Here is an 11742-nt window from a genome sequence, read left to right on the forward strand (position 1 = left end):
TGTTTCTACGCGCGGCGCGCAGGTAAAACAGCAGATCGTCATCTTCGACCGCCTGGAGACCATGTGCTGCTCCACGATTACCTGCCGTTGTTCCTGTTCGTCATCGTCTCCACCGTTACGCCGGGCGGCGCAACGACCCTGGCGACCGCATCGGGCGCCCATTTCGGCTTTCGGCGGTCGCTGCCCTACATGGCGGGCATCGCGGCGGGCCTCGCGTCGATGGCCGCCGCCGCGGCCGCGGGGCTCGGCGGCATCTTGCTGGCGATGCCTGCGCTGCAGCTCGGCATGAAAGCGATCGGCTCGTGCTATCTGGTGTGGCTCGCCTCGCGCATCGGACGCAGCGGCGCACCGCATCTCGACGCGCATCTGCGCAAGCCGGCCGGCTTCGCGAGCGGCGTCTGGATGCTGTGGCACAACCCGAAGGGATGGGCGATGACGCTCGGCGCGGCCGCATCGTTCGCGGCGCTCGCGCCCGGGCCGCTTCGGCTGGGCGTGCTGCTCGGCTGCGCGTTCGGCGTCGCGGCGATGGCGTCGCTGTCCGTGTGGTGCGCCGCCGGGCTGCTGTTCGCCCGCCTGCTGCGAACCGATCTGCAATGGCGGCTGCTCAACGGGATGCTGGCGCTGTTGCTCGTGGCCTCGATCATTCCGATGTGGCTGTCGTAGCGTCGAATTTCCGACCCGCGCATGCGAACAAGAGGATGATCGGAGAACGCTTCAACGCCCCGGGAAGCCGCGTGCCCCGTCATGCCACGCCCGCGGCCTCTTCAACGATCCAATCCATGAACGCGCGCACTACCGGCCGCTGCGCGGCGTCCGGCCGGGTGACCGCATAGTAGGCGAACCTGGCCGGCCAAGGCCGGTCCAGGACCTGCACCAGACGCCCCGCGGCAATTTCTTCCCGCGCGTACACCTCCGGCACCAGCGCCAGGCCCTGCCCCGCTTCCGCGGCGCGAATCAGCAGGAAATCATCCTCGAAGGCCGTCCCGCGTGCGGCGCGCGGATCGTCAGGCACACCATGCGCGGCGAACCAGAGCGGCCAGTCGGCACGGTCGGAATCGTGCAGCAGCGGATAGTTCAGGCAATCTCCAGGATTCCCAACCATCAGGCCCTTCGCCACCAGGCCGGGGCTGGCCACCGGCACCAGCACCGGCGCCATGAGCCGCGTGACCTCCAGCCCGGGATAACGCCCCAGACCGTGACGCAGCGCCACGTCCACGCGATCACGGCGCAAATCCACCAGCGCGGACGTCGCCTCGACGCGCACCTCGATATGCGGGTGGCGCGCGTTGAAGCGCCCCAGACGCGGCACCAGCCACGACGCGGCAAAGGTCGCCACGGTGCTGACCGTCAGGGTCTGGCGAGCCTTGATCGCTTCCAGCGCATCCACGGCCGCATCGATCTGTGCAAAGGCATCGCGCAGCGACGGATGGACGCCGGCGCCGGCCTCGGTCAGGCGCACGCCCTGTCGCGCCCGCTCGAACAGCGCCACGCCGAGCCGGTCCTCCAGCAGCCGGATTTGCTGGCTGACGGCGCCCGGCGTGACATGCAGCGCCTGGGCAGCCGCCTTGACGCTGCCGCGTTGACCGACTTCGACAAAGGTACGCAAGGCCTGCAACGGAAGAAAGGTGGACATTGGATTTAGATTATCTAAATTCGTCGGGTAGAAATTATCGCTTTTTCGGACGTTTCACGTGAAAGACAATGACTCAAGTTTAGTTTTTCAACTTGATTCAGATTATCTAAACATAGAAAGCGCACGATGATCGACCTCTACACCGACAGCTCGCCCAACGGCTTCAAGGCAACGATTGCGCTGGAGGAACTGGCGCTGCCCTATCGCCTGCATCACGTCCGAGTCGACTCGGGCGAACACCGGCAGCCGGCGTTTCTCGCGCTGAATCCGCACGGCCGCATTCCGGTCATCACGGATGACGAGACCGGCATCACGCTGTTCGAGTCGGCTGCCATCCTGCTCTATCTCGCCGAAAAGACCGGCAGGCTCCTGCCGAAAGGTACCCAGGCCCGCTGGGAGGCGATCAAGTGGCTGCAGTTCCAAGCGTCGAGCATGGGGCCGATCCTCGGTCAGCGCGTCCACTTCGAGCTGCTCGCCGACGAACGCATCCCGGCCGCCATCGAACGCTACCGGCGCCTGACGGAGGACGCCTTCGCGGTGCTCGACGCGCGCCTGGCCGCGCATGCGTACCTGGCCGGCAACGACTATTCCATCGCCGACATCGCCACCTTCGGCTGGACGCACATCGCGCGGATCATCGACCTGGATTTCGGCCGGCATCGGCACCTGTGCGCGTGGCATGAGCGTGTCTCGGCACGACCCGCGGTACGCAAGGGCGTCACGCTGCCCGCGCCCGCAACGCATGCATGAATTCAAGGACTCAAAGAACATGAACGACATGGATTCCCTCCAGGCTCCATGCGGGGCCTCCTATCCCGCGTTTGCCGTGCATCCGGGCTACCGGCGGATGTTCGCGCCCGACCGGCTGACGATCGGCATCTTTCTGCCGCTGCGCGTCTATGACGGCGACATGCGCGCGCTGGCCGGGCAGGCGGACCTCGTCGCGGACCTCGACCGCCGCGGCTTTGCCGCCGTATGGGTGCGCGACGTGCCGTTGTTCGATCCGTCGTTCGGCGACGCCGGACAGGTATTCGATCCCTTCACCTATCTGGCCTTCCTTGCCGCAAGGACGAAGAAAGTTGCACTGGCAACGGGCAGCGCAATCTTCTCGTTGCGCCATCCGATCGACCTGGCCAAGGCATCAGCCACCATCGACCGGTTGTCGGGCGGCCGGCTGGTGCTGGGCATCGCGTCAGGCGACCGGCCCATCGAATTTCCGGCCTATGGCCTGGCACATGAAGCACGGGGCGCACGGTTCGCGCAGGCGGTCGGGTATTTCCGCCAGCTCATGGGGGCGGGCCACCTGGCGATCGATTCGCCGCTGGGGCGTTTCGACGGCGCCGAGTGCCTGCCCAAGCCCGCCGCCGGCATGGTTCCGCTGATCGTCACCGGTTCGTCCGGCCAGTCGCAGGCATGGATCGCCGCGCAAGCGGATGGCTGGCTGACCTATCCCGGCGCCACGCACGACTGCCTGGGGCCGCAGCGCCTGGCCGAGAAAATCCGCGTGTGGCGCGCCTTGATTCCCGACGGCGGATTCCGGCCGCACATGACCAACGAATGGCTGGATCTGGTGGACGATCCTGACTTCCCGCGCACCCCGCTGCGCGGCGGGTTCATATTGCGAACCGGACGCAAGGGGCTGATCGCGTTGCTGCAGGAATGGCGGGAAGCGGGCGTCAACCATGCCGCGCTGGGTATCCAGTTCTCGCCACGGCCAGCGGCGGAGGTGATACAGGAACTGGCCGAGGAAGTGCTGCCGCATTTTCCATCGCACGAAGGACCGGCGGCATTCGCGGCCTCGTGGTGACCGCGTCCCGCATTGAATGCGCTCACGACACGAACGACAAAAGCCGATACGGGTATGAGAGAATCGGCGCGTCGCGTAACTGGCGCCACGAGATAGAACACTATCGGGAAGCGCGACGTGAATCGTGTTGCCGCGCGCCTGGGCCTGTTTCCCTTTGAACCATTCGACGGTCAGGAATATGCCCGCCCTCTCCCGCGCCTCCCATTGCCTCCGGGTTCCCGGATCATTCCGTTCGTCCACGCATGCGCCGGAAACCGGCGCGCTCATCGCGCGGCGGGTCTGATGGTCACTTGCCGCTTTGAAAATGCCATCCAGGACAGCGCCCTTGCGCTGCATGGATTCGTCAAGAAAATTTCCGCCAGCACGGTCGATGAACTGCCGCAGGCCATCGCCGATATCGACGATGCACAAAAGGAAGGCCGCTGGATTGCCCTCAAACTCGCCTATTCCCTGGGCGAGTGGCTCGAACCCGCGCTGATGGAAAACGGTTCGCATTCCGCGGACAACGCCACGCCTCGCCTGACCGCCCTCGTCTTCGAGCGCGCGTCGCACGAGCCCGCGTGGAAATCCCTGCCGGCGCATCGCTCCAGCCGCATTCTCAGTGCTCGCCCGAGAATCGGCTTCGACGAATACAAGGAAAGGATCTCGGCCATCAAGCGCTCGATCGAGAATGGGGATGTCTACCAGATCAACTACACGCTTCCGGTCGACGTCAGGTACGAAGGTGACCCGGAGTCGCTCTATCGCAGCCTGATCAATCTGCACCCGGTCTCGCATGCGGCCTATATCGACGATGGCGACTCATATGTCCTGTCCTTCTCGCCCGAGCTTTTCCTGTCCCGCTCCGGAGGAATCCTGACGAGCCGCCCGATGAAAGGCACCGCGCCCCGGCATGCGGACCCGGAAGCGGACCGGATGTCCGCGCGCATGCTGCAGGCAAGCTCGAAAGACCGGGCCGAGAACGCGATGATCGTCGACCTGCTGCGCAACGACATGGGCAGAATCGCCCGCACCGGCTCCGTCACCGTCGGGAAGCTGTTCGAGCTTGAACGCTACCCGTCCATCTGGACGCTGACGTCGACGATCAACGCGGATATCGGGCACACCCCCTTCTTCGACGTGCTGCGCGCACTCTTCCCGTGCGGCTCGGTCGTCGGCGCGCCGAAGATCGCCGCCATGCGCGGCATCCGGCAACTTGAAATGGCGGATCGCGGCCTCTATTGCGGCAGCATCGGATGGATGGCGCCCAACGGGGATTTTTCGCTGAATGTCGCCATCCGGACGCTTGTGCTGGAAAGAAACGGCACCGGCGTATATGGCGTCGGCGGCGGCGTGGTGTTCGACTCCGAAGCGGATCTCGAGTGGCGCGAATGCCAATGGAAATCCCGCGTGCTGGGTGACGTGTTTGGCGAAGCATGGAACTGACGATCCCGGTTACCGGCGCCCCGGGTACGCGCTGACCACTACCCCCGCGCAGCCGGCGTCGACGCCAGCCGCGACACGACGTCCCGCCCCTGAACCGACAGCAGCACGCGCGCGTGCTCGCTCGCATCGGCGTCGAGCTGGACGAGGCCGTGGCCGAGCAGCGCACGGACCTCCGCCAGCTCGCCGTCCAGCTGGCATGGCGCGCTGGCCAGCACCATCAGCGCGGCGATTTCATGTGGACTCAGCAGCACATCCGCACCTCGCTCGACAGGTCAACCCGCCCGCTCACAACAGCACGATCTGATGCTCGACCGCCGGCTCCGCATCGGCCTGCCTCGGCGCGTCGCGCTCGGACACGATCCGGCCGGGCGTCGCCGGCGCGAGCGTCCCGGTCTTCAGCCAGCCGAGCGAAATCGGCCACAGCGTCGCTTCGAAGCGGCTATGGAAGAACGCGAAATGGCCGATGCTGTCGACGCCGATCGCATCCGGCGGGATCCGCAGATGCACGACGCTGCTGCGCGTGAAATACCGCAGCAGCCTCTCGATCGCGGCAATCGTGCCGAACGGGTCGTCGGTGACGCTCGCGGCGAGCACCTGCGCGCGCATCCCGGCGAAGCGCCGGACGAGCGCGCGGCGCTGCGCGTCGTCGCGCGCGATCGGCGCGCGCCGGTAGGTGTCCTCGAAATCCGGCCGGCTGCGGCTCCACGACAGCGCAACGCCCCTCGGCGTGTCCTCCATCCAGCCGAGGCGCTTGGCCGGAAAGTAGCCAAACAGCGCGGACAGCACCGGCATCACGACATGCCACTTCCACAGCATCGCGAGCTTGCCGCGCGGCGCGTAGTCGCGCCAGTGCGCGTACTGCGCGCCCATCGTGAACACGCGGCGGACCAGATGGTTCGACGGCGCGAGGCCGGCGACGAAGCCGCCGATGCTGTGCGCGACCACGTCGATCGGCTGGCCCGGAAACTCGGCGAGCGCATATCGCAGCACCGCCTCGAAATCGCGCTCGCCCCAGTCGAGCCACGTCGCGTCGAGCCGCGCGAGCTGCGCGGGCCGCGATTCGCCGATCCCGCGATAGTCGTACACGATCGCGTCGTAGCCGTGCCGGTGCAGGTACGCGGCAAACCGGAAATAGTAGCGGCAGCGCACCGACGTCGCCGCGTTGACGATCACGACGGGCCGCGGCTCGCCATCGTCCTGGCCCGCGCGGTGGCGCCAGACGAAGCCCTTGATCGGATAGCCGTCCGCCGCCGTCAGCGCAATCGATTCCGGCTCGGCGATGTTCGTGTCCCTGTCACTCATTCCGCTCATTCGAAAATCTCCACATGCCCGAGTGTCATGCGTGTCGCATCGCCAAGGCCGCGCACGACCCACGCGGATACGCCACTGTGCCTATTTCACTTGACCGGGCTGTTTCGCTCAATCAATCTTCTTGCATCTCTCGCATGAGGAGCACGCATGGCAGTCCCGCTCGTCCGGCTACCGTCGCTCGACCTGGTCCGCGGCTTCGTCGCGGTCGGCCGCCGCATGAGCATCACGCTCGCGGCCCAGGACCTCTGTCTCACCCAGTCGGCGGTCAGCCGCCAGGTCAACGCGCTCGAGGAGGCGCTCGGCGTCAGGCTGCTGAACCGCGGCTACCGCGCGATCACGTTCACCGCCGAAGGCGAGCGGCTGTTCCGCGCGGCGGACGCCGCGGTGCAGCAGATGCAGGACGTCGTCGATCTGCTGACGCATCCGAAGGCGCGCCAGCCGGTCACGGTCACCGCGAGCATCGGCGTCGCCGCGCTGTGGCTGCTGCCGCGCCTCGGCAACCTGCAGCGCCGCCATCCCGACATCGACCTGCGGGTCGCCGCGACCGACCGGGTGCTCGACGCGCGCACCGAGGGGATCAATCTCGCGATCCGCTATGCGCCGGCGAGCGGCGTGCCGCCGGCCGCGATCCGCCTGTTCGACGAAACGATCGTGCCGGTCGCGCATGCGTCGCTCGGCATCACGACGCTCGATGCGGACACCGTCGCCCGCCACGTGCTGCTCGAATTCGACGGCGCGCGCCGGCCGCTGCTGCAATGGTCCGATCACCTGGGCGCGCTCGGCCTCGACACGCTGCGGCCGCGCGGCATCCTGCGCTTCAACCAGTACGACCAGGTGATCCAGGCAGCGCTCGCCGGCCAGGGAATCGCGCTCGGCCGGCGCGCGCTGATCGAGCCGCTGCTCGCGGACGGCCGGCTCGTCGCGATCGGCGACGCGCCCGCGGGCCGCGCCTCCGGCCACGCATACTGGCTGTGCCAGGCCGACGAGACGCTGCGCGCCGACGTGCGCGCGGTGGTCGACTGGATCGTCGACGAGGCCCGCACGGCCGCGGGCGACGCCGCCGCGCCGTCGCCGGCCGCATAGCGCCCCGGCCGGCCACGCCCGTTCGCCGGCCCCCCGAGACCTTCGCGCACCCCGCGCCGCGCCGCCACCTACCAAAGCTGGTAGTTGTCCGCGCTCGGCGCAACGCGGTGAAATCGACGACGTTCCAACGACCGCACCGCAGCGTCCGCGGCGCCCGAGCCGGGCGTCCGCCCGCCGCGCATCAGGAGGCACTCGCGATGAAACACCTCAAACCCTGGTTGGCCGCCGCGCTCGCGCTGGCGACGCTCGCCGGCGCGGGCCGCGCCGCCGCCGAAGAGCGCGTGATCCGGATCACCGGCTTCGGCGCGACGTCGGGCGTGCTGCGCCCGTTCGGCGTCAACAGCGAGGCGGCGCTGCGCGCCGCCGCCGACGACATCAATCGCGCGGGCGGCGTGAAGCTCGGCGACGGCGCGCGCGGCCGCATCGAGATCAGCTACCTCGACGACAACTGCAAGCCGACCGAGGGCGTCGACATCGTGCGGCGCCTCGCGCAGACCGACACGCTGGCGGCGGTCGGCACGACCTGTTCGCCGGTCGTGCAGGCGGTGTACGGGTCGCTGCAGAAGAAGGCCGGCGACGCGACCGATTCCGGCCTGCAGCTGCCCGTCTTCACCGACGTCGCGATGAAGATCGGTCTCGCGAAAATGTCCGACTGGTCGTTCCGCAACATTCCCGACGAGAATGCGATGTACGACGACGTGTTCGCGTGGGTCCGGCGCACGCACCCGGACGCGCGCACCGTGTACGGCGGCGTCGAGCAGAACTTCGTCCACTCGAACCAGACCTGGTACCAGGTGATGAAGCCGCGCGCGCAGGCGGCCGGCTTCGACGTGCTCGGCGAGACGCGCTGGCTGCTCGACGACACGAACTTCGCCGAGCAGGTGCGCGCGATCAAGGCGACCCATGCCGACGTCGTCGCGATCTCCGCGCACCCGTACTCGGCATGCGGCGTGCTCAAGGAAATGCAGCGCCAGGGCGTGCGGCCGAAGGTGCTGGTCGGCCTCACGAGCAGCTCGACGCCCGAGCTGCTGAAGGTGTGCGGGCCGGCGGCCGAGGGGCTCGTGATCCCGACCAGCTTCGCGACGATCAACCCGGACGCGCAGAAAGCCGCGACCGAGACCGCCCGCTATGGCGGCTACGCGGACCTGCACAGCATGGCCGCGTGGGAGATCCTCCATATGATCCGCGCCGCGATCGAGACGCGCGGCGTGCTCGCGAAGCCCGACACCGTGCAGGCCGACCGCGAGAAGATCCGCGAGGGACTCGCCGCGATGAAGACGGCCGACGGCCTGCTCGGCCCGGTGAAGCGCACGGCGGATCGCGAGTCGATCAAGCCGTTCGTGCTCGTCGAGGCGCGCCGCAACGAGTGGACTGTCATCGAGCGGCCCGCGCCGCGCAGCGAGCTCGCGGGCGCCGCGCCGACGGTTCGCCAGCCGTGACGCAAGCGCTTGTCGCGCTGCGCGGCGTGACGTGCCGCTTCGGCGACGTGTGCGCGATCGACCGGCTGGACCTCGACGTCGCGGCAGGCGAGACGGTCGGCCTGATCGGGCCGAACGGCTCCGGCAAGAGCACGACGCTCGGCCTCGTCGCGGGCACGCTGCGCCCGACGGCCGGCGCGATCCGCTTCGCGGGCGCCGACGTGACGCGCGTGCCCGCGTGGCGGCGCGTCGCGCTCGGCATCGCATGGACGTCGCAGCAGCCGCGGGTGTTCGAGCGGCTGTCGGTGCGCGACAACCTCGCCACGGCCGGGCGTGACGCCGCCGACGCCGCGCTGCTGGACGCGGCGCTCGCGCACCGGCGGCACGCGCTCGCGGCGACGCTGACCTTCGCGGAGCGGCGCCGGCTCGAACTGGCGCGCGCGCTGGCGCTGCGCCCGCGCGTGCTGCTGGTCGACGAGCCGGCGTCGGGGCTCGACGCGGACGAACTGGCGACGCTGCGCGAACGGCTCGCCGCGCTGCGTGCGCGCGGCGTCGCGATCGTGCTGGTCGAGCACCGGGTCGGCTTCGTCGCGCAGCTCGCCGAGCGCATCGTCGTGCTCGAACGCGGCCGCGTGCTCGCGGCCGGCACGCCCGCGCGCGTGCTCGCCGATCCGGCCGTGGGCCGCGCGTATCTCGGCGACGCGCCGGCCCCGCAACCCGGCTTCGCCGCGGGCTGACATGGGCGCGCTGCCGTTCGACGCCCTCGCGCTCGGCGCGTCGTATGCGCTGCTCGCGTCGGGCTTTACGCTCGTGTTCGGCGTGCTGCGGCGCGTGAATCTCGCGTACGGCGCGACCGTGATGTTCGGGCTGTACGCCGCGATCCGGCTGACGGCGCCGCTGCCGCCCGTCGCCGCATTGTTCGCCGCGCCGCTCGTCGCGGTGGCGGCGACGCTCGTCGCGAACCTGTACGTCGAGCGCCTGTGCTTCGCGCCGCATCGCGGCGGCGCGAAGGTCGGCACGAACGTCACCGCGATGGCCGCCAGCTTCGCCGTGTGGATGCAGATCGAGGAAGCGAGCGTGCTGCTGCTGCCCGCGCACGCGAACCCGTTCCCGTCGCCGTTCGCGCGGCTGCCGGCCGCGTGGCAGGCCGGCCCGCTGCGCGCGGATCACGCGATCGCGCTCGGCTGCGCCGCGCTCGCGACGCTCGGCTGCTGGCTGCTGATCCACCGGACCCGGTTCGGCCTCGCGGTGCGCGCGGTCGTCGACGACGCCGCGGCCGCCGCGTTCATGGGCATCGACGTGCGCCGCGTGTCGGCGCGGGTGTTCGCGCTCGCGGCGGCGCTCGGCGCGCTCGGCGGCTGCCTGATCGCCGGCCTCCAGGGCCAGGTGAGCGCGATGTTCGCGATGTGGGCGACGCTCAAGGGGCTCGCCGCCGCGGTGCTCGGCGGCTTCGGCTCGATGCCGGGCGCGATCGCGGGCGGGCTCGCGCTCGGCGCGGTCGAGACCGTGCTGCAGGCCCGCGTCGGCGCCGAATACCGCGATCTCGCGTCGAACCTGCTGCTGCTCGCGGTGCTGTGCGTGCGGCCCGGCGGGCTCGCGTCGCTCGTGCCCGGCACCCGCGCGCGCGCCGCGCTGCTCGGCCGCGTGGAGGCCGGCCAATGACGCTGCTCGCGAACTTCGGGCTGCTGGCGTTTCTCGCGCTGTCCGCGTACGTGCTCGCGATCGGCGGCGACTGGTCGTTCGGCCAGCAGGCGCCGTTCGCGCTCGGCGCGTATGCGGGCGCGGCGGCGACGGTGCTCCTCGCGTGGCCGCTCGCGGCCGCGCTCGCGCTCGCCGCGGCGGTCGGCGTCGCCACCGGGCTCGTGCTGCGCGCGCTCACGCTGCGGCTGCACGCGCTCGGCTTCTCGCTCGCGACGCTCGCGGCCGCCGAAACGGTGCGCCAGGCGCTGGCGGTCGTGCGCGTGCAGCGGCCGGGCGCGGACGGCGAGCCGGTCGGCCCGAACGGCGCGGAAGGCTTTGCCGGGATCCGCTACGTGTTCGAGCACGGGATGACGCCCGGCGACGTCGCGCTCGTCGTGTGGAGCGCGCTCGCGCTCGTGCTCGCCGGGCTCGTCGTGCTCGAACGAACGCGCTTCGGCCGCGCGCTGCGGATGACCGGCGAGGACCCGGCGCTCGCCGGCGCGCTCGGCATCGACGTGCGGCGCACGAAGCTCGGCGCGGCGGCGCTCGCGGGCGGGATCGCGGCGCTCGGCGGCGCGCTGTACGCGCACTGCAACACCTATGTCGAGCCGGACAACTTCGACGTGATGCTCGGCATCCACGGGCTGTCGTACGCGCTGATCGGCGGGCTCGGCGCGCCGCTCGGGCCGTTCGCGGGCGTCGCCGTCGATCTCGGCCTGCTCGAGGGCAGCCGGCTGTTTCACGGCTACCGGATGATCGTGTTCGGCGGTCTCGTCGCGGTGATCCTCGTCGTGCGCCCGCGCGGGCTGATCGACGAAACCCTCGTCGCGTCGCTGCGGCTGCCGCTGCGACGCCCGCGCCGCCGCGCGGCGCGACGCCAACCGGAGCAAGCATGACCTTCCCGCATCCCGCCCCTTTCCGTGCCCTCGCCCGGCCGATGCGGCATGTCGCGCGCGTCGTCGCGGCGCTCGCCGCGCTGTCGACGGCCGTGCCCGCCGCGCGGGCCGCGCCGCCCGACGCACGGATCGCATGCGTGCCCGCCGGCGCCGCGTCCGCCTACGACTGCGCGATCGATCTCGCCGACCCGCGCACGCACGCGCCCGTCGACGGCGCGCGCTTCACGGTGACGGCCGACATGCCGTCGATGCCGATGGCGCACAACCTTGCGCCGGTCGACGCGGCGCCCGGCGGCCGCCCGGGGCACTACCGCGCGCGGCTCGCGCTGGAAATGGACGGCGTGTGGCTCGTGAAGCTGACGTTCAGCTCGCCGGTGCGCGACCGCGTGGTGCGCAAGCTGCGCTTCGACGGCGGCGGCAGCAGCGCCGGCTGAGCCCGGCTGACCGTCTCGCATGCGCGCCGTGCATGCGAAGCCGCCTGAAGAGTCA

The 11742-nt window shown here is 70.1% G+C and carries 13 protein-coding genes and 1 riboswitch; of the genes, 10 read left to right on the top strand and 3 right to left on the bottom strand.

The window, feature by feature from the left end; genetic code table 11:
• The first annotated feature begins 63 nt into the window (after positions 1-63).
• On the top strand, positions 64-663 hold the full coding sequence (locus ACFIMZ_RS36820; RefSeq protein WP_431825605.1) for a LysE family translocator: 600 nt from the start codon (positions 64-66) through the stop codon (positions 661-663).
• A gap of 79 nt (positions 664-742) precedes the next feature.
• On the opposite strand, the gene gcvA is transcribed toward ACFIMZ_RS36820, so the two are convergent.
• Positions 743-1633, bottom strand: a complete 891-nt coding sequence (gene gcvA / locus ACFIMZ_RS36825) for a transcriptional regulator GcvA (protein WP_431825606.1) — start codon at positions 1631-1633, stop codon at positions 743-745.
• 126 nt (positions 1634-1759) lie between these two features.
• Between gcvA and ACFIMZ_RS36830 the strand changes: the two genes are divergently transcribed.
• The 3 genes from ACFIMZ_RS36830 to ACFIMZ_RS36840 all read left to right on the top strand — a co-directional run bounded on the left by ACFIMZ_RS36830 (position 1760) and on the right by ACFIMZ_RS36840 (position 4865).
• Entirely contained in the window at positions 1760-2383 is a 624-nt protein-coding gene (locus tag ACFIMZ_RS36830) for a glutathione S-transferase family protein (RefSeq protein WP_431825607.1), read from the top strand.
• A 19-nt stretch (positions 2384-2402) separates the two neighbouring features.
• Positions 2403-3440 (top strand): LLM class oxidoreductase, encoded by a 1038-nt coding sequence (locus ACFIMZ_RS36835; RefSeq protein WP_431825608.1) that lies wholly within the window; start codon positions 2403-2405, stop codon positions 3438-3440.
• A 65-nt stretch (positions 3441-3505) separates the two neighbouring features.
• Positions 3506-3591: riboswitch (ZMP/ZTP riboswitch) on the top strand.
• 131 nt (positions 3592-3722) lie between these two features.
• Entirely contained in the window at positions 3723-4865 is a 1143-nt protein-coding gene (locus ACFIMZ_RS36840; RefSeq protein WP_431826049.1) for an aminodeoxychorismate synthase component I, read from the top strand.
• 38 nt (positions 4866-4903) lie between these two features.
• On the opposite strand, the gene ACFIMZ_RS36845 is transcribed toward ACFIMZ_RS36840, so the two are convergent.
• Both ACFIMZ_RS36845 and ACFIMZ_RS36850 read right to left on the bottom strand, forming a co-directional pair.
• Positions 4904-5116, bottom strand: coding sequence for a hypothetical protein (locus tag ACFIMZ_RS36845; RefSeq protein ID WP_431825609.1), 213 nt, complete (start codon positions 5114-5116; stop codon positions 4904-4906).
• Between the two features lie 34 nt (positions 5117-5150).
• A complete protein-coding gene (locus tag ACFIMZ_RS36850) occupies positions 5151-6167 on the bottom strand; it encodes an alpha/beta hydrolase family protein (RefSeq protein WP_431825610.1) in 1017 nt (338 codons plus the stop codon).
• A 156-nt stretch (positions 6168-6323) separates the two neighbouring features.
• Here ACFIMZ_RS36850 and ACFIMZ_RS36855 point away from each other — a divergent pair, with 156 nt between their 5' ends.
• The 6 genes from ACFIMZ_RS36855 (at position 6324) to ACFIMZ_RS36880 (ending at position 11687) form a co-directional block, all read left to right on the top strand.
• Complete coding sequence (locus tag ACFIMZ_RS36855) at positions 6324-7259, top strand: LysR substrate-binding domain-containing protein (RefSeq protein WP_431825611.1); 936 nt, start codon at positions 6324-6326, stop codon at positions 7257-7259.
• Between the two features lie 197 nt (positions 7260-7456).
• Entirely contained in the window at positions 7457-8698 is a 1242-nt protein-coding gene (locus ACFIMZ_RS36860) for an ABC transporter substrate-binding protein (protein ID WP_431825612.1), read from the top strand.
• Positions 8695-9414: an ABC transporter ATP-binding protein gene (locus ACFIMZ_RS36865; protein ID WP_431825613.1), complete on the top strand. Its 720-nt coding sequence runs from the start codon at positions 8695-8697 to the stop codon at positions 9412-9414. Before ACFIMZ_RS36860 ends, ACFIMZ_RS36865 begins: the two co-directional genes overlap by 4 nt.
• 1 nt (position 9415) lies before the next feature.
• Positions 9416-10339: a branched-chain amino acid ABC transporter permease gene (locus ACFIMZ_RS36870; RefSeq protein WP_431825614.1), complete on the top strand. Its 924-nt coding sequence runs from the start codon at positions 9416-9418 to the stop codon at positions 10337-10339.
• Positions 10336-11253 carry a branched-chain amino acid ABC transporter permease gene (locus tag ACFIMZ_RS36875; RefSeq protein WP_431825615.1) on the top strand — a complete coding sequence of 306 codons (918 nt, stop codon included), beginning with the start codon at positions 10336-10338 and terminating at the stop codon, positions 11251-11253. Before ACFIMZ_RS36870 ends, ACFIMZ_RS36875 begins: the two co-directional genes overlap by 4 nt.
• Entirely contained in the window at positions 11250-11687 is a 438-nt protein-coding gene (locus ACFIMZ_RS36880; RefSeq protein WP_431825616.1) for a FixH family protein, read from the top strand. The genes ACFIMZ_RS36875 and ACFIMZ_RS36880 overlap by 4 nt, the downstream gene beginning before the upstream one ends.
• The last annotated feature ends 55 nt before the right edge of the window (positions 11688-11742 follow it).

The sequence above is a fragment of the Burkholderia sp. F1 genome (assembly GCF_050813845.1).
GTDB lineage: Bacteria > Pseudomonadota > Gammaproteobacteria > Burkholderiales > Burkholderiaceae > Burkholderia > Burkholderia ubonensis.

Coding starts and splice junctions, on each gene's coding strand:
- gcvA (WP_431825606.1), bottom strand. CDS start 1,633: ATGTCCACCTTTCTTCCGTTGCAGGCCTTGCGTACCTTTGTCGAAGTC.
- ACFIMZ_RS36830 (WP_431825607.1), top strand. CDS start 1,760: ATGATCGACCTCTACACCGACAGCTCGCCCAACGGCTTCAAGGCAACG.
- ACFIMZ_RS36835 (WP_431825608.1), top strand. CDS start 2,403: ATGAACGACATGGATTCCCTCCAGGCTCCATGCGGGGCCTCCTATCCC.
- ACFIMZ_RS36840 (WP_431826049.1), top strand. CDS start 3,723: ATGGTCACTTGCCGCTTTGAAAATGCCATCCAGGACAGCGCCCTTGCG.
- ACFIMZ_RS36850 (WP_431825610.1), bottom strand. CDS start 6,167: ATGAGTGACAGGGACACGAACATCGCCGAGCCGGAATCGATTGCGCTG.
- ACFIMZ_RS36855 (WP_431825611.1), top strand. CDS start 6,324: ATGGCAGTCCCGCTCGTCCGGCTACCGTCGCTCGACCTGGTCCGCGGC.
- ACFIMZ_RS36860 (WP_431825612.1), top strand. CDS start 7,457: ATGAAACACCTCAAACCCTGGTTGGCCGCCGCGCTCGCGCTGGCGACG.
- ACFIMZ_RS36870 (WP_431825614.1), top strand. CDS start 9,416: ATGGGCGCGCTGCCGTTCGACGCCCTCGCGCTCGGCGCGTCGTATGCG.
- ACFIMZ_RS36875 (WP_431825615.1), top strand. CDS start 10,336: ATGACGCTGCTCGCGAACTTCGGGCTGCTGGCGTTTCTCGCGCTGTCC.
- ACFIMZ_RS36880 (WP_431825616.1), top strand. CDS start 11,250: ATGACCTTCCCGCATCCCGCCCCTTTCCGTGCCCTCGCCCGGCCGATG.